The 16,078-nt window shown below is 72.3% G+C and carries 14 protein-coding genes and 1 pseudogene; 10 read left to right on the plus strand and 5 right to left on the minus strand.

Annotated features, from left to right (window positions below; all coding sequences use genetic code 11):
• Positions 1-24: 24 nt before the first annotated feature.
• Positions 25-153, minus strand: a complete 129-nt coding sequence (locus ACH4UM_RS13315; RefSeq protein WP_398177275.1) for a hypothetical protein — start codon at positions 151-153, stop codon at positions 25-27.
• A gap of 736 nt (positions 154-889) precedes the next feature.
• Here ACH4UM_RS13315 and ACH4UM_RS13320 point away from each other — a divergent pair.
• From ACH4UM_RS13320 to ACH4UM_RS13330, 3 genes are all read left to right on the plus strand, one after another.
• The gene (locus tag ACH4UM_RS13320) at positions 890-1,855 is read left to right on the plus strand and encodes an SCO0930 family lipoprotein (protein ID WP_398177278.1); all 966 of its coding nucleotides are present in this window, start codon (positions 890-892) and stop codon (positions 1,853-1,855) included.
• A gap of 318 nt (positions 1,856-2,173) precedes the next feature.
• Positions 2,174-2,986 carry an SAM-dependent methyltransferase gene (locus tag ACH4UM_RS13325; protein ID WP_398177281.1) on the plus strand — a complete coding sequence of 271 codons (813 nt, stop codon included), beginning with the start codon at positions 2,174-2,176 and terminating at the stop codon, positions 2,984-2,986.
• Positions 2,983-5,124 carry a putative bifunctional diguanylate cyclase/phosphodiesterase gene (locus ACH4UM_RS13330; RefSeq protein WP_398177284.1) on the plus strand — a complete coding sequence of 714 codons (2,142 nt, stop codon included), beginning with the start codon at positions 2,983-2,985 and terminating at the stop codon, positions 5,122-5,124. Before ACH4UM_RS13325 ends, ACH4UM_RS13330 begins: the two co-directional genes overlap by 4 nt.
• Before the next feature lie 160 nt (positions 5,125-5,284).
• On the opposite strand, the gene ACH4UM_RS13335 is transcribed toward ACH4UM_RS13330, so the two are convergent.
• A complete protein-coding gene (locus ACH4UM_RS13335; RefSeq protein WP_398177287.1) occupies positions 5,285-5,497 on the minus strand; it encodes a hypothetical protein in 213 nt (70 codons plus the stop codon).
• Here ACH4UM_RS13335 and ACH4UM_RS13340 point away from each other — a divergent pair.
• Complete coding sequence (locus ACH4UM_RS13340) at positions 5,496-5,744, plus strand: hypothetical protein (RefSeq protein ID WP_398177290.1); 249 nt, start codon at positions 5,496-5,498, stop codon at positions 5,742-5,744. The two genes, ACH4UM_RS13335 and ACH4UM_RS13340, sit on opposite strands and share 2 nt — an antisense overlap.
• A 12-nt stretch (positions 5,745-5,756) precedes the next feature.
• Here the strand turns inward: ACH4UM_RS13340 and ACH4UM_RS13345 are convergent, their stop codons facing one another.
• Positions 5,757-6,641 (minus strand): LysR family transcriptional regulator, encoded by an 885-nt coding sequence (locus tag ACH4UM_RS13345; protein ID WP_398177293.1) that lies wholly within the window; start codon positions 6,639-6,641, stop codon positions 5,757-5,759.
• A 120-nt stretch (positions 6,642-6,761) separates the two neighbouring features.
• Between ACH4UM_RS13345 and ACH4UM_RS13350 the strand changes: the two genes are divergently transcribed.
• The 5 genes from ACH4UM_RS13350 to ACH4UM_RS13370 all read left to right on the plus strand — a co-directional run bounded on the left by ACH4UM_RS13350 (position 6,762) and on the right by ACH4UM_RS13370 (position 12,138).
• On the plus strand, positions 6,762-7,433 hold the full coding sequence (locus ACH4UM_RS13350; RefSeq protein ID WP_398177296.1) for a succinate dehydrogenase: 672 nt from the start codon (positions 6,762-6,764) through the stop codon (positions 7,431-7,433).
• 1 nt (position 7,434) lies between these two features.
• Positions 7,435-9,393 (plus strand): fumarate reductase/succinate dehydrogenase flavoprotein subunit, encoded by a 1,959-nt coding sequence (locus ACH4UM_RS13355; protein ID WP_398177299.1) that lies wholly within the window; start codon positions 7,435-7,437, stop codon positions 9,391-9,393.
• Positions 9,390-10,148, plus strand: coding sequence for a succinate dehydrogenase/fumarate reductase iron-sulfur subunit (locus tag ACH4UM_RS13360; RefSeq protein ID WP_398177302.1), 759 nt, complete (start codon positions 9,390-9,392; stop codon positions 10,146-10,148). The genes ACH4UM_RS13355 and ACH4UM_RS13360 overlap by 4 nt, the downstream gene beginning before the upstream one ends.
• Positions 10,149-10,378: 230 nt before the next feature.
• Positions 10,379-11,278, plus strand: coding sequence for a GNAT family N-acetyltransferase (locus ACH4UM_RS13365; RefSeq protein ID WP_398177304.1), 900 nt, complete (start codon positions 10,379-10,381; stop codon positions 11,276-11,278).
• Positions 11,275-12,138, plus strand: coding sequence for a lysophospholipid acyltransferase family protein (locus ACH4UM_RS13370; RefSeq protein ID WP_398177307.1), 864 nt, complete (start codon positions 11,275-11,277; stop codon positions 12,136-12,138). Before ACH4UM_RS13365 ends, ACH4UM_RS13370 begins: the two co-directional genes overlap by 4 nt.
• A 48-nt stretch (positions 12,139-12,186) precedes the next feature.
• Here the strand turns inward: ACH4UM_RS13370 and ACH4UM_RS13375 are convergent, their stop codons facing one another.
• Entirely contained in the window at positions 12,187-14,538 is a 2,352-nt protein-coding gene (locus ACH4UM_RS13375; RefSeq protein WP_398177310.1) for an ATP-binding cassette domain-containing protein, read from the minus strand.
• A gap of 70 nt (positions 14,539-14,608) precedes the next feature.
• On the opposite strand from ACH4UM_RS13375, the pseudogene ACH4UM_RS13380 reads away from it, so the two are divergent.
• Positions 14,609-14,752: pseudogene (locus ACH4UM_RS13380) on the plus strand (deoxyxylulose-5-phosphate synthase); the annotation flags it as partial.
• A gap of 245 nt (positions 14,753-14,997) precedes the next feature.
• Here the strand turns inward: ACH4UM_RS13380 and ACH4UM_RS13385 are convergent.
• A complete protein-coding gene (locus ACH4UM_RS13385) occupies positions 14,998-16,050 on the minus strand; it encodes an LLM class flavin-dependent oxidoreductase (RefSeq protein WP_398177313.1) in 1,053 nt (350 codons plus the stop codon).
• Positions 16,051-16,078 lie beyond the last annotated feature (28 nt).

Consider the following 16,078-nt stretch of genomic DNA (forward strand, 5'->3'; position numbering starts at 1 on the left):
CCAAGGGGGCGGTGGGGTGGCGGATCAGCGCGGACGGAGCGCGGCGACGGCGGCCAGTGCGGGCACCGCGATCAGCAGGACGTAGGTGAGCGGCGACGGGCCGTGTCGCGGTGGCCGCCGGTGCGGCTGCGGGTGGTACCTCGGGTACGTCACCGGCGACACCGAGGGACGGGGGCGGGGCTTCGGGGCCGGTTCGAGAGCGGGGGCGGGGCTTCGGGGCGGGGGCGGTGGGGGAGCCGGGCGGGGCGGCGGAGTCGCGGGGGCCGGCCGTGGCGGCGGCGCAGGCACGGGCCTCGGCCTGGGCGGCGGGGTCGGCTCGGGGGCCGGTTCCGGCGGAGGCGGGGGCGGGGGCGGAGGTGGTGGCGGAGTGGGGGTGGGCGTGGGCGTGGGGGTCGGTGGGGGTGGCGGGGGCGTGGGTCGCCGGCACGGCGGCGGCAGCGAGGGCCACGAGCCGCCGGCCACCGACACGGCCACCATTGCGTCCGGCCCCGTGGAGGCGTATGCGCAGGCGTCGGCCGCGGCCGGTGCGGCCGGTGCGCCCACGCACGTCCAGGCCAGGGTCACCGGCGCCAACACCCTCAGCACCAGGGCGAATCGGGTCGGTTCGGGTCGTTGCACGACCGAGATCATGAGCTCTGCCGGGCCGCGGTACGCCGCCGCGCCCGGGGAATGCCCCGAAGGAAGGAGCAGGAGGCCCACGGCGGTTTGACCGGCGGGTCCCCCCGGAGCCGCGGATGGGCACACGCGTACGGCCGGCCGGAACCTGTCGCGGGTTCCGGAAAGAAATTCGCGCGGAGGTTGAACACAACCGCCACTCCCGTGCGTACCCAGTGTTGTGCGGCGGCGCAGCAGGGCGCTGCAACACCCTTGGGATTATGTGGAGTTGACAATGAACACCTCCTGGCGGAGCGTCTCACTCGTGGCGACGGCCGCGGCCGTACTGGCGTTGACGACGGCGTGCGGTCAGGAAGGCACCCCCGCGGCGGGCAGCCAGAACGTGGGTGCGACCGCCCCGGCCGGCGGGTTCGGTGGCACCGGCGCCGGTGCCGGAACGGGCACCCAGACCGGTACGGGCGCCGGCAACGGCTATGGCGCCGACGGCCAGCAGGGCTCCGCCGGTGCGTCGAAGACCGCCGGCCAACTCGCCGTTTCCAGCAACCCGGAACTCGGCAAGGTGCTGACCGACAGTGCCGGGATGACCCTGTACCGCTTCGACCAGGACACCGCCGAGCCTCCCAAGTCCAACTGCGACGGCGACTGCGCCAAGGCCTGGCCGCCCGTTCCCGCGGACGACGCCACGGCCGGCGCCGGTATCGACAAGGCCCTGCTGGGTGAGGTCACCCGCTCCGACGGGACCAAGCAGCTGACGGTCGCCGGCTGGCCGGCGTACCGCTATGCGAAGGACACCAAGGCCGGTGACGTCACCGGCCAGGGCGTGGGCGGCAAGTGGTACGCCATGGCGCCCAACGGCAAGAAGGCGTCGCTGGCGAGCCTGCCGGGTCTGTCGGTGAAGAAGACCGAACTCGGCGACATCGTCGTCGACAAGAACGGCATGACCGTCTACCGCTTCCTGAAGGACAAGGCGTGGCCGAAGTCCGTGTCGGCCTGCACCGGCGCGTGCCTGGAGAAGTGGCCGGCCGTGGCCCCCGTCCCCGCGAACGAAACCAAGGGCGTCCAGAAGAAGGGCCTGATGGGCTTCACCCGGCCGGACGGCGTCAAGCAGATGACCGTGAACTGCTGGCCGATCTACACCTTCTCCGGGGACAAGGTGCCCGGGGACATCAACGGTCAGGGCGTCGGCGGCACGTGGTACGCCGTCTCCCCTGAGGGAAAGCCGGTCGGCGCGCCGAAGTAGAGATCACCTCCCCAGGGTCGATCACCCCGCCCAGCGGTGTCGGGACGCGGAAGGGAGGGACGAAGCGAAAAGCGAGAGTGCCGGACGAACACGACGGCGCACAACAGACCGGACCGCCCCCTCCGCACCGCACGGAGGGGGCGGTTCGCCGTGCCCGCACACCGGCGCAATCCACCGTGATGCGGGCGCACGGGACAGGCGAGCGCCGCAGGTGGTGACCGGGAACGGATGGTCAATTTCCGTTTCCGCTCGCCCCTTTGGCGGGCGATCAGTAGCCTCAGCTCGAACACTGGATCGCCTACGCCTGGGAGAGAGAAGATGGAGCGTCCTGCTTGGGCCCCACGGAGTATCGACATCTCGGTGCCGAGCGTCGCTCGTATCTACGACTACTACCTGGGCGGATCGCACAACTTCGAGGTCGACCGGGAAGCCGCCCGCAGGGCCATGGAGTTCATGCCGGGGCTGCCCAAGATCATGCAGGCGAACCGGGCGTTCATGCGCCGCGCCGTGCGCTTCGCCCTGGATCAGGGCATCACCCAGTTCCTGGACATAGGCTCCGGCATCCCCACCTTCGGCAACGTCCACGAGGTCGCCCAGGCCGCCCACCCGGGCGCCCGCGTGGTGTACGTCGACCACGACCCGGTGGCGGTCACCCACAGCCAGGCGGTCCTCGCGGGCAACGCCGGCACGGAGGTGGTCGCGGCCGACCTGCGCAAGCCCCAGGAGATCCTGACGAGTTCCGGTGTGGAGCGACTGATGGACCGGAATCGGCCAGTGGCGCTGCTTCTCGTTGCCATACTGCACTTCGTGGAAGACGCGGACGACCCCTACGCCGCGGTGGCCGAGTTGCGCGATGCGCTGGCGCCGGGCAGCCTGCTCGTCCTCACGCATGCCTCGTACGAGGGAATCCCGCTGGCGCAGGCGCGGTCCGAGGGCGCGGTCGACGTGTACAAGGACATTCGCAACCCGCTGATCATGCGCTCGCGCGAGGAGATCGCGCGGTTCTTCGAGGGGTACGACATGGTGGAGCCCGGACTGGTGCCCATGCCGCTCTGGCGGCCGGAAACCGCACCGGAGGACGAAGATCCTTATGCCTTCTCCGGTTTCGCCGGCGTGGGACGTACGGCGTGACCGCGGAACCGGACGGGCCGGAGGGCAGACTGCGCCGGCTGACGACGATCTGGAGCCGGGCGGTCTTCCCGGTCACCTCCACGTCGCTGACCCGCCCGGAGTTCGAGGAGCGACTCCTGCCGCTCGCGGCCCGGTTGAGCAGTGCGCTGCGGGCCAGGGCGTTCGACGCGGACGCGGGTGAGGCGGTCGGCGCCGGACTGGTGGACGCGCACTGCACCGCGCCCGAGGCGCTCAGCCGCTCCCTGGACTGCGTCGACGCCTACCTCGTGCTCTACTGCGGCGAGGACGGCGACCAGGAGGAGCTGCGGGCCCGCTCCGCGCGGCTTCAGCACGCGATGGCCGCCGGGTTCGCGCGGGCGCTGCGCGAGCGCACACTGGCCGAGCAGGAGGCCATCGCGCAGGCCGCGCTGCGTGCCCAGGGCGTGGTCGCGCAGGCGCTGCACGCGAGCGAGGCCCGCTTCAGGGCGGTGTTCGAAGGCGCGGCCATAGGCATCGGCATAGCCGACCTGGACGGCAACGTCCTGCAGGTCAACGGCGCGCTGGCACGCATGTTCGGCGGCTCCGAGCGGAGCATGCGCGGGCGCAACGTGCGGGACTGGACGCACGCCGAGGACGCCCCCCAGGTCTGGCGGCTCTACGAGGAGCTGGTGGGCGGCGAGCGCGAGCACTACCACGTGGAGAAGGCCTTCTACCGCCCTGACGGAACGGTCCTGTGGACCAATCTGACGGTCTCCCTGCTCCGCGACGCCGACGGCAACCCCCAGTACCAGCTGGCCCTCATGGAGGACACCACCGAGCGGCGGCTGCTCAACCTGCGGCTGCGCTACGAGGCCACGCACGACGCGCTCACCGGCCTGCCCAACCGCACTCTGTTCTTCGAACGCCTGGAGAAGACGCTGGGCGCGGGCGAGGGCCGGCGCTTCGGTTTGTGCTACCTCGACCTCGACGGCTTCAAGACCATCAACGACAGCCTCGGGCACGCGGCCGGCGACCGGCTGCTCGTCGAGGTCGCCGACCGGCTGCAGGCCTGCGCGACCGCGCCCGGCGAGATGGTCGCCCGGCTCGGCGGCGACGAGTTCGTCGCGCTGACCACCGGGCCCGGCTCCCAGCGCGAGGTCGACGAGCTCGCCGCCCGCATCATGAACGCGCTTCTCGCCCCGATCCGCATCGAGGGACGGGAGCTGACCGTGCGCGGCAGCATCGGCGTGGTCGAGGGACCGGTGGGGGAGCGCAGCGCGGCGGAGGTGCTGCGCAGCGCCGACATCACCATGTACCGGGCCAAGTCGGCCGGCGGCAACCGGTTCGAGCTCGCCGACCCGGAGGCCGACGCCCGCGCCATCACCCGGCACGGGCTGACCACCGCGCTGCCGACCGCCCTGGAGCGGGGCGAGTTCTTCATCGAGTACCAGCCGCTGGTGCACCTCGGCGACAGCAGCGTGCGGGGCGCCGAGGCGCTGGTGCGCTGGCTGCACCCGCAGCACGGCGTCCTCGGCCCCGACCGGTTCATCCCGCTGGCCGAGCACACCGGGCTGATCGTCCCGCTGGGCCGCTGGGTCATGGAGCAGTCCGTGCGCCAGGCCCGCGAATGGCGGGAGTCGCACGGTGACGGGTCCGAGGGCCCGCTGCGCATCAACGTCAACCTCTCGCCCTGCCAGCTCCATCATCCAGGCCTCGTCCAGGACACCGTGGAGATCCTGGAGCGCACCGGCGTGGCACCCGACGCGCTGTGCCTGGAGGTGACCGAATCGGCGCTGATCGGCGCGGACGACGATCTGCTCAAACCACTGCGCCGGCTGGCCGAGATGGGCGTGGACATCGCCCTGGACGACTTCGGCACCGGTTACTCCAACCTGGCCAACCTGCGCCGGCTGCCGGTGCGTGCCCTGAAGCTGGACCGGTCCTTCACCCAGGGCATGCAGCACTTCCCGGCCGACCCGGTCGACCTCAAGATCGTCGAAGGGATCGTCGCCCTCGCCCACAGCCTGGACCTCGCGGTCACCGTCGAGGGCGTGGAGACCGCCGCCCAGGCCGAACAGCTGCGCCTGCTGGGCTGCGACACCGCTCAGGGCTGGTACTATGCCCGCCCGGGCCCACCGGACCGCCTGCACGAGCTGGCACTGGCGGACGCGACCGGCTGAGGCGACGCGGTCGTACGCGGTCCGTCCACCCCCCACCCCGCGTCGATGCCCCCCTCCGCCCTGCGTCCGGACGCTCTCCCGGGCTCCCGACGGGCAAGTGGTCTCCCGTCGGCCCCGCTCATCCCCGTTGATCCGCCGCAGCCTCGCGCCCGCGGCCCGATCAGCCGGACAGGCCCCGGCCGGCCTTCCGTTCCCCGGCGGCTTCGGCCACGGCCACGGCGGTGCGGACCAGCGTTGCCGTGGCCGTCGAACGGGACTGCTGCGGCCAGGCGATGGTGAGGACCGCGGGCGGTGCGTCCGGGACCGGCCGGTAGACGACTCCCGGGCGCGGATAGCGGGCGGCGACGGAGGCGGGCAGCACTTCCGAGGGCATGGCGCAGGTCATCTCCGAGGTGCTGCGGCGGCCCGTCCGGGTGCGGCGGACCGGTGTCGCGGACTACCGGGCGTCGCTGCTGGAACGCGGGGCGTCCGAGGGCTGGGCGCAGGGCCTGGCGGACATGGCTCAGGCACTCGAGGACCAGGGCTTCTACGGCGCCGACGCACCGAGCACCCCCGAGACCGCGCCCACCGGCCTGCGCCAGTGGTGCGAGGAGGTCCTCAAGCCGGCCGTCCTCGGCTGAGCCGGGGCCGCTTCACCGCTCCAGCAGCATCCGCTGCAACTCCCTTGCGGCGCGCGGCGGGGCCACGTCGCTGCGGTGGGCCAGGGCGATCGTGCGGTACAGTCCGGGCCGGGCCAGCGGGGTCACCCGCAGTCCGCGCCCGGACCGGGTCGCGACCATGCGCGGGACGACCGCGAGGCCCAGTCCCGCCCGCACGAATCCGAGGACCGCGTCCATCTCGCCGCCCTCCACCGCGAAGTCCGGCTCGAAACCCTCCGCACGGCACGCGGCCACCGTCAGTTCCCTGAGGTCGTAGCCGTGCCGGAACATCACGAGCCGTTCCCCCTCCAGGTCCGCGACCCGTACCGTCCGCCGGCCCCGCCCCGGCGCGGGCGCCTCGGGGGAGGAGACCACGACCAGGTCCTCACGCAGCAGTTCCACCGTGGTCAGCGCGGGGGAGGGGGTGGGCAGCGGGAGGACGACCAGGGCCAGGTCGAGGGCGCCGCGGGCCAGTTCGCGTACGAGATCGTGGGAGCCGCCCTCCTCGATCAGCAGCCGGATGCCCGGGTAGCGGTCGTGGAAGGCGCGCAGCACGTCCGGCAACAGGCCCGTGCACAGGCTCGGCGTCGCACCCAGCCGCACCCGGCCGCTGCGCAGCTGGACCAGTTCCTGCACCTCGTGCCGGGCCGTGTCCGCGTCGGCGAGGATCCGCCGGGCCAGCGGCAGCAGTGCCTCCCCCGCGTCGGTGAGCGTGATGTTGCCCCGCGCCCGCAGGAACAGATCCGCGCCAAGCTCCCGTTCCAGCGCCTTGATCTGCTGCGACAGCGAGGGCTGCGCGACATGGACCAGATCGGCGGCCCGGGTGAAGTGTCGGGTCTCGGCGACCGCCACGAAGTACTGGAGCTGCTGGAACTGCATCCAGCAATCATAGCCGTGCCCTATCGAAACCAGCCGTACCATGTCTTGGACCGATAGGGACCTTCGGCCCTAGCGTGCTGACTCATGGCACTGGCAACGCGGACGGACCGACGGCCGTCCATGGCGCGCACCGTATGGGACTCGACCGTCGGCAAGAAGACCGTGATGGCGGTCAGCGGCCTCATCATGCTGCTGTACCTGGTCGCCCACATGATCGGGAACCTGAAGATCTACTTCGGGGCCGGCGAGTTCAACCACTACGCCCACTGGCTGCGGACCGTCGGCGAGCCGTTCATGCACTACGAGTGGACGCTCTGGCTGATCCGGATCGTGCTCGTGGCCGCGGTCGTCGCCCACGCCGTCTCCGCCTACCAGCTCAGCCGCCGCGACATCAGGGCGCGGCCGGCCAAGTACGTGCACTCAAGGCCCCGGGCGAGCTACGCCACGCGCACCATGCGCTGGGGCGGCATCATCCTCGGCCTCTTCGTCGTCTGGCACCTCCTCGACCTGACCACCGGCACCGTGCACTCCGGCGGCTTCCAGGAGGGCCACCCGTACCAGAACGTCGTGGACACCTTCTCCACCTGGTACGGCGACGTGATCTACATCGTCGGCATGCTGGCGCTCGGCCTGCACATCCGGCACGGCTTCTGGAGCGCCGCCCAGACCCTCGGCGTCGGCAGCCGCACCCGCGACCGCGCCCTGAAGACCGTCGCCAACCTTCTCGCGCTGCTGCTCACGGCCGGATTCATCGCCGTACCCGTGGGCGTCATGACCGGAGTGGTGAGCTGACATGACCGCATCCTCTGACTTCACGGACTACACGACCGGAGAGCCGGTCGCCGACACCAAGGCCCCCTCCGGACCGATCAACGAGCGCTGGGACAAGCGCCGTTTCGAGGCCAAGCTGGTCAACCCGGCCAACCGGCGCAAGCACACGGTCATCGTGGTCGGCACCGGTCTCGCGGGCGGCTCGGCGGGTGCGACCCTGGCCGAACAGGGCTACCGCGTCGTCCAGTTCTGCTACCAGGACTCCCCGCGCCGGGCCCACTCCATCGCCGCGCAAGGCGGCATCAACGCGGCGAAGAACTACCGCAACGACGGCGACTCGATCCACCGCCTCTTCTACGACACCGTCAAGGGCGGCGACTTCCGCGCCCGCGAGTCCAACGTGCATCGCCTGGCCCAGATCTCCGTGGAGATCATCGACCAGTGCGTGGCCCAGGGCGTGCCCTTCGCCCGCGAGTACGGCGGTCTGCTCGACACCCGCTCCTTCGGCGGCGTCCAGGTCTCCCGCACCTTCTACGCCCGCGGCCAGACGGGCCAGCAGCTACTGCTCGGCGCCTACCAGGCGCTGTCGCGGCAGATCGCGGCCGGCAACGTGGAGATGCACCCGCGCACCGAGATGCTCGACCTGATCGTCGTCGACGGCCGGGCCCGCGGCATCGTGGCCCGTGACCTGATCACCGGCAGGATCGACACGTACTTCGCGGACGCGGTCGTCCTCGCCTCCGGCGGCTACGGCAACGTCTTCTACCTGTCGACGAACGCCATGAACTCCAACGCGACCGCCATCTGGCGGGCGCACCGGCGCGGCGCCTACTTCGCCAACCCCTGCTACACCCAGATCCACCCCACCTGCATCCCGCGCACCGGCGACCACCAGTCCAAGCTCACCCTGATGAGCGAGTCGCTGCGCAACGACGGCCGCATCTGGGTACCGAAGGCCAAGGGCGACAACCGCCCGCCGAACGAGATCCCCGAGGACGAGCGCGACTACTACCTGGAGCGCATCTACCCCTCCTTCGGCAACCTGGTACCACGTGACATCGCCTCCCGCGCCGCGAAGAACGTCTGCGACGAGGGCCGTGGCGTCGGCCCCGGCGGCCAGGGCGTGTACCTGGACTTCGCCGACGCGATCCGGCGCATGGGCAGGAAGAAGGTCGAGGAGAAGTACGGCAACCTCTTCGACATGTACGAGCGGATCACCGCGGAGAACCCCTACGAGGTGCCGATGCGGATCTACCCCGCCGTGCACTACACGATGGGCGGCCTGTGGGTCGACTACGACCTGCAGACCACGATCCCCGGCCTGTTCGCGGTCGGCGAGGCCAACTTCTCCGACCACGGCGCCAACCGCCTCGGCGCCTCCGCGCTGATGCAGGGCCTGGCCGACGGCTACTTCGTCCTCCCGGCGACCATCAACGACTACCTCGCCCGCAACCCGCACCAGGAGCCGGTCACCGACGGCCACCCGGTCGTCCGGGAGGCCGTCGCCGAGACCGAGGACCGGCTGGGCCGGCTCCTCTCCGTCGACGGCGACCGCACCCCCGACTCCTTCCACCGCGAGGTCGGCGAACTCATGTGGGAGTTCTGCGGGATGGCCCGCACCGACACCGGCCTGCGCAAGGCGCTGGAGCGCATCCCGCAGATCCGCGAGGAGTTCTGGCGGCGCATCAAGGTGCCCGGCACCGGCGAGGAGTTCAACCAGTCGCTGGAGAAGGCCAACCGCATCGTCGACTACCTGGAGCTCGCCGAGCTCATGTGCCTCGACGCGCTGCACCGCAGCGAGTCCTGCGGCGGTCACTTCCGCGAGGAGTCCCAGACCCCCGACGGCGAGGCCGCCCGCAAGGACGACGAGTTCGGCTACGCGGCCGCCTGGGAGTTCACCGGCACCGGCCGGGCCCCGACCCTGCACAAGGAAGACCTGGTCTTCGAGTACGTCCACCCCACCCAGCGGAGCTACGCATGAAGCTCACCCTGCGCGTCTGGCGGCAGAAGAACGCAGACGCCGAAGGCGCCATGTCCACCTACGAGGTGGACGGCATCTCGCCCGACATGTCCTTCCTGGAGATGCTGGACGTACTCAACGAACAGCTCATCCTCTCCGGCGAGGACCCCGTCGCCTTCGACCACGACTGCCGCGAGGGCATCTGCGGCGCGTGCAGCCTCGTCATCAACGGCGACGCGCACGGCCCCGAACGCACCACCACCTGCCAGCTGCACATGCGGTCCTTCAAGGACGGCGACACGGTCGACATCGAGCCCTGGCGCGCCGCCGCCTTCCCGGTGGTCAAGGACCTGGTCGTCGACCGCTCGGCCTTCGACCGGATCATCCAGGCCGGCGGCTACGTCACCGTCCCCACCGGCTCCGCGCCCGAGGCCCACGCCACGCCCGTACCGAAGCCGGACGCCGACTTCGCCTTCGAGCACGCCGAGTGCATCGGCTGCGGCGCGTGCGTCGCGGCCTGCCCCAACGGCGCGGCGATGCTCTTCACCTCGGCCAAGATCAACCACCTCAACGTCCTGCCCCAGGGCGCCCCGGAGCGCGAGACCCGCGTCCTGGACATGGTGGCCCAGATGGACGAGGAGGGCTTCGGCGGCTGCACCCTGACCGGAGAGTGCGCGACCGCCTGCCCGAAGGGCATTCCGCTCACCTCGATCACCGGCATGAACAAGGAGTGGCTGCGGGCGACCCGCAAGGTGGCCAAGCGCCAGGTGCGCTGACCCGAGGGGTTGTCCGCGCGGGAGAACGTTCGCCGGCAGGGTGCGGACGGGCGGGACCGGGGACCGGTGCTCGTCCCCGGTCCCGCCAGGCACCCCGGGCATTCAGCAACCGCACACCCGGCCTCTCCGCACCGGTCACGTGAAGGTCAGCGGGCCTCGGAAGAACAGGGACGGCGGACCGTGGGCCACGGTCCGCTCCCGTTCCCCCGGCCCGTGACCAGGAGAGTGCCATGACCGGCGTCACCACGCTCGAATGCCCCCCGCAGCCCGCGGCACCCACCCGCTACACCGTGACCCTCGCCCGCGACGAGGCGGACGTGCGGGCCGCACAGCGGCTGCGGCACGACGTCTTCGCCGGCGAGATGGGCGCCCTGCTGTCCACCCCGCAGCCGGGCTACGACATCGACGCCTTCGACGCCTACTGCGACCACCTGCTCGTGCACGACACGGTCACCGGGCAGGTCGTCGGCACCTACCGGCTGCTGCCGCCGGAGCGGTCCGCGATCGCCGGACGCCTGTACTCGGACGGCGAGTTCGACCTCACGCCGCTCGACGCGATCCGCCCCGGCCTGGTCGAGGTGGGCCGCTCCTGCGTGCACCCCGACCACCGCGACGGCACCGTGATCGGACTGATCTGGGCAGGGATAGCGCACTACATGGTCGACCGGGGCCACGAGTGGCTCGCGGGCTGCTGCTCCGTCCCGCTGGCCGACGGCGGCGCGCTCGCCTCCGCCACCTGGAACCGGGTGAGCGCCGGGCACCTGGCACCGCAGGAGTACCGGGTGCGCCCGCTGCTGCCGTGGATCCCGCAGACCGCCACCATCGCGCCCGCCGCCACCGCAGTGACCACCGCGCCGGCCGTGACTGCCGCGCCGGCCGTGACTGCCGCGCCGGCCGTGACTGACGTGACCACCAGGACCACCGCCGGCACCGCGCCCGACGCGCCCGCCGCCCGCACCGAGCTGCCGGCCCTCCTGCGCGGCTACCTCCGCCTCGGCGCCTGGGTGTGCGGCGAGCCCGCCCACGACCCCGACTTCGGTGTCGCCGACCTGTACGTACTGCTGCCCATGCGCCGCGTCAACCCGCGCTATCTGCGGCACTTCCTCTCCCTGGTACCGGCCGCCCGATGAGCGTCTGGCTGCCCAGCGCGCCCTGCACCCCGAGGGCGTGCGTGGAGGCGACGGGGTGCGCGACGGCCACACCGCGCGCCGTACTGCGGCTCACGGCGGTCGCGGTCCTGCTGCTCGCCGGGACCGCGCTGACGCCGCTCGGCGGCCGGATCCCCGCCGTCTGGATCCGGCGCTGGTGCCGGGCGCTCGTACGGGCCTGCGGGGTCCGCGTCCGCATCACCGGCACGGCCCCGCACACCGGCGGCCTGCTGCTGGTGGCCAACCACATCTCCTGGCTGGACGTCCCGCTGCTCGCCGCGGTCCGCCCGGCCCGGATGCTGGCCAAGACGGAGATCCGCCGCTGGCCGGTGGCGGGCCCGCTCGCGGCCCGCGGTGGCGCCCTGTTCATCGAACGGGACCGGCTGCGCGCCCTGCCGCACACGGTCGCCCGCATCACCGAGGCGCTGCGCGCCGGCGCCGCGGTCGCGGCCTTCCCCGAGGGCAGCACCTGGTGCGGCCGGACGGAGGGCCGCTTCCACCGGGCGGTCTTCCAGGCGGCGCTCGACGCGGGCGTACCGGTCCAGCCGGTCCGCGTCCGCTACCGCCGCACCGGCGGAGCGGTCAGCACGGCCCCGGCCTTCGTCGGGGACGACTCCCTGCTCGCCTCCCTGTGGCGGGTGGCGTCCGCCCGCGGCCTGGTGGCCGAGGTCGAGGTGCGGCCCGCGCTCCTCCCGGGCACCCACCCGGACCGCCGGGCGCTTGCCACGGCGGCCCAGCAGGGCCGGGCGGACGGGCAGGGCCGGGCGGACGGGCAGGGCCGGGTGGACGAGCAGGGCCGCAGGCACGCCGTTCAGGGCGATCAGGTGCCGGCCGCCGCGTAGCCCCGGACGGTCGCCTGCCGCTCCGGGCCCCACCGCCGGCGCACTCCTTCACCCCGAGTCCCGCAGGTCACCGCCCAGCACGCGCGCGAGATACGGAGCCGTGGCGCTCCCCTCCGCGCGCGCCACTTCCTCCGGCGGCCCCGCCGCCACGATCCGGCCGCCCGCGTCACCGCCGCCCGGCCCCAGGTCGACGACCCAGTCGGCACCGGCCACGACGGACATGTCGTGCTCGACGACGATCACCGTGTGACCGGCGTCGACGAGGCCGTGCAACTGCCGCATCAGCACCTCGACGTCGGCCGGGTGAAGCCCGGTGGTCGGTTCGTCGAGGAGGTAGAGGGTGTGGCCTCGACGGCCGCGCTGCAACTCGCTCGCCAGCTTGATGCGCTGTGCCTCGCCGCCCGACAGCTCGGTTGCGGGCTGGCCGAGGCGCAGATAACCCAGACCCACGTCGACAAGGGTACGCAGGCTCCGGGCGACGGCCGGGGTGTCGGCGAAGAACTCCGCTGCGCTGTCCACCGTCAGGTCCAGCACCTGGGCGATGTTCCGCCCGCGGTACGTCACTTCGAGCGTCCCGGGGTTGTAGCGGGCCCCGCCGCAGTCCGGGCACGGCGCGTACGTACTCGGCAGGAACAGCAGCTCAACGCTCACGAACCCTTCGCCCTGGCAGGTCTCGCACCGCCCCCCGGCCACGTTGAAGGAGAACCGCCCTACGCCGAAACCCCGTTCGCGGGCGCCGTCGGTGGCCGCGAACACCTTCCGTACGACGTCGAAGAGCCCGGTGTAGGTGGCCAGGTTGGAGCGAGGGGTGCGCCCGATCGGCTTCTGGTCCACGGAGACCAGCCGCCCGGCGCCGGCCGTCTCCTGCGTGATCTCGCCGATGAGCGTGGACTTCCCGGACCCCGACACGCCCGTCACGGCGGTGAGGGCGCCGAGCGGGAACTCCGCGGTCACGGCACGCAGGTTGTGCCGGGTGACCGGCCCGACCCGCAACAGCCCGTGGCCCTTGCGCACTTCACGTACCGGCGCGCGGGACGGGCCGAACAGGAACCGGGCCGTCGCCGACTCCGCGACCCCCGCCAGCTCGGCCACGGGACCGCTGTGCAGCACCCGCCCACCGTGCTCCCCGGCGCGCGGCCCCACGTCCACCAGCCAGTCGGCACCACGGACGACATCCAGATGGTGCTCCACCACGAACACCGAGTTCCCGGCGGCCTTCAGCCGCTGCAGCACCGTGAGCAGGGCCTCGGTGTCGGCCGGGTGCAGCCCCGCCGACGGCTCGTCGAGCACGTACACGACTCCGAACAGACCGGACCGCAACTGCGTGGCGAGCCGCAGCCGCTGCAGCTCGCCCGCCGAGAGGGTGGGCGTGGACCGGTCGAGGCTGAGATAGCCGAGCCCGAGCTCGACGACGGGCGCGATACGGGACTTGAGGTCCTCGGTGAGCACTCGCGCGACCTCGGACGTGCCCTGCAGCCTGCCCGCCAGCTCGGTCAGCGGCAACGCGGCCAGATCGGCGATGGTGCGCCCCGCGAACGTCACGGCCAGTGCCTCGGGCCGCAGCCGGCTGCCACCGCACACCGGGCAGGGTGCGGAGGTGAGGAATCGCTCCGCCCTCGCCCGCAGCGCCGGGCTCCTGGAGTCCGAGAACGTCTTCATCACATACCGCCGGGCGCTCATGTACGTGCCCTGGTAAGGCCGTTGAATCCGATCCGCATCCCGCAGCGGATGCACGGTCACCACCGGCTGCTCGTCCGTGAACAGGATCCACTGGCGCTGCCCGGCGGGCAGCTCGCGCCAGGGCCGGTCGACGTCGTACCCGAGCGCGTCGAGAATGTCCCGCAGGTTCTTGCCCTGCCAGGCCCCTGGCCAAGCGGCGATCGCGCCCTCGCGGATCGACAGCGACGGATCGGGAACCAGTGACTGCTCCGTCGTCCCGTGGACCCGCCCGAGCCCATGACACTGCGGACACGCCCCGGCCGCCGTATTGGGCGAGAAGGCGTCCGAGTCCAGCCGCTCGGCGCCCGGCGGATACTCCCCTGCCCGCGAGAACAGCATCCGCAGGGAGTTGGACAGGTTGGTCACCGTCCCCACGGAGGAACGGGACGAGGGCGCCGACCGCCGCTGCTCCAGCGACACAGCGGGCGGCAGCCCGGTGACCTCCCCGACCTTCGGTGCCCCCGCCTGATGAATCAGCCTGCGCGCATACGGCGCCACCGATTCGAAGTACCGCCGCTGCGCCTCCGCATAGATCGTCCCGAACGCCAGCGACGACTTCCCCGACCCCGACACCCCCGTGAACACGGCCAGCGCGTCCCGCGGAACATCGACGTCCACGCCCTTGAGATTGTGCTCACGTGCACCGCGGACACGGACGTACGGATCGTGCGGGGTGTGCATGGCGGAGCTCCGTACGGGACTGCGGACGGCCTGGCAAACCACACGATTCTAAAGGCGGCCGCCGCGTTGCGCGGGCGTCCGCTTCCACAAGAGCTGCTGCGGCGGCCCGGGTCACCGCCCGCGCACCCTGCGGGAGATCCGCGAGCGGATGACGTACGCCCGCCGCAGCGGCGAGCCCTTCGCCCTGGCCCTCGTACGGCCCGAGGTGCCGTGACGGAGGACGAGGCCGTCGACGGGGGACCGGCGCCCGGCCGGCAGGTGGACGAGGCGACGGTGGTCGGGGAAGTCGTGGCCGAGGGCCCGGCCGGCCGCCTGACGGTCGCCTGCCTCCGGCGTCACGATGTGGGGGGTCAACCCCGCCCACGCCGGGCAGACCATTCAGGACCATCAAAACCCGCGGCGGCAGGAGGCGTTGGATGCCCCGTCCGTCGCCGTGCGCCCCATCGATGCCGGTCGTCCCTACCCGAGGGGTGTGGACTGACTCCGGCCCTCGCCGGCTCGGCGGAACCGGGCCGTGAAGATCCGGGCCAGCCGCCGGTATGAGTCCACCAGTGTCTCGCGGTCGTACGTGCTCGTGGTGACCAGGACCTCCTGTGCGCCCGTCTCCTTGAGGACCGTCTCCAGTTCGTGCGCCACCTGGTCCCCGGTGCCGGCGAGATGGCCGGTGAGCCCGGACTCGTAGAAGCCGCGTTCCCTGCCGGTCATGGTGAGGGTTTCGACGTGGTCGGCGGGCGGCAGCGGCGGGAAGGTGCCGTGGGTGCGTGCGTGTGCCATCGACCAGGACTCCGGGGCCAGGAGGCGGCGGGCCTCCTCGGGAGTGGCCGTCACCGCGATCGTGCCGGAGATGACGACGTACGGTTCCGGGGCCCAGGGGGAGGGGCGGAAGTGGGTGCGGTAGGTGTCGATGCCGCGCAGCATCTTCTCGCGGTCGCGCAGGTCGCCGATGACCATCGGCAGGCCCGCGTGGGCGGCGATCGTGGCGCCCTCGCCCATCGCCAGGACGAACGGCGGTACGCGCAGGCCCTCGGCGGGCCGGGCGTGGACGCCGGTCGGGGACGTGCCCTCGAACCAGCCGAGGAGTTCCGCCAGCTGCGCCGCGAAGTCCTCGGCGTCGCCCTTGCCGCGGCCCAGGGCCCTGCGTACGCCGTCGGTGAAGCCTACGGAGCGGCCGATACCCATGTCGATGCGGCCGGGGAACAGCGACTCCAGCACACCGAACTGCTCGGCCACCAGCAGGGGCCGGTGGTTGGGCAGCATCACCCCGCCCGTGCCGACCCGGATCGTGGAGGTCGCGGCGGCGACCGCGGCGGCCAGGACGGTCGGCGCGGATCCGGCGACGCCCGGCACGCCGTGGTGCTCGGACACCCAGAAGCGGTGGTAGCCGAGGCGCTCCGCCTCCTGGGCCAGGCGAACGGTGTCCCGCAGGGCCTCGGCCTCGGGGTGGCCCTCGCGGGTGCGGGAGCGGTCGAGGACGGAGAAGCGGGTGGACGCGATCAGGGAGCTGGCACTCACACAGGGTTCAACGCGCGGCCGCTCCCGC

Source organism: Streptomyces sp. NPDC020801, from assembly GCF_044334385.1.
GTDB lineage: Bacteria > Actinomycetota > Actinomycetes > Streptomycetales > Streptomycetaceae > Streptomyces.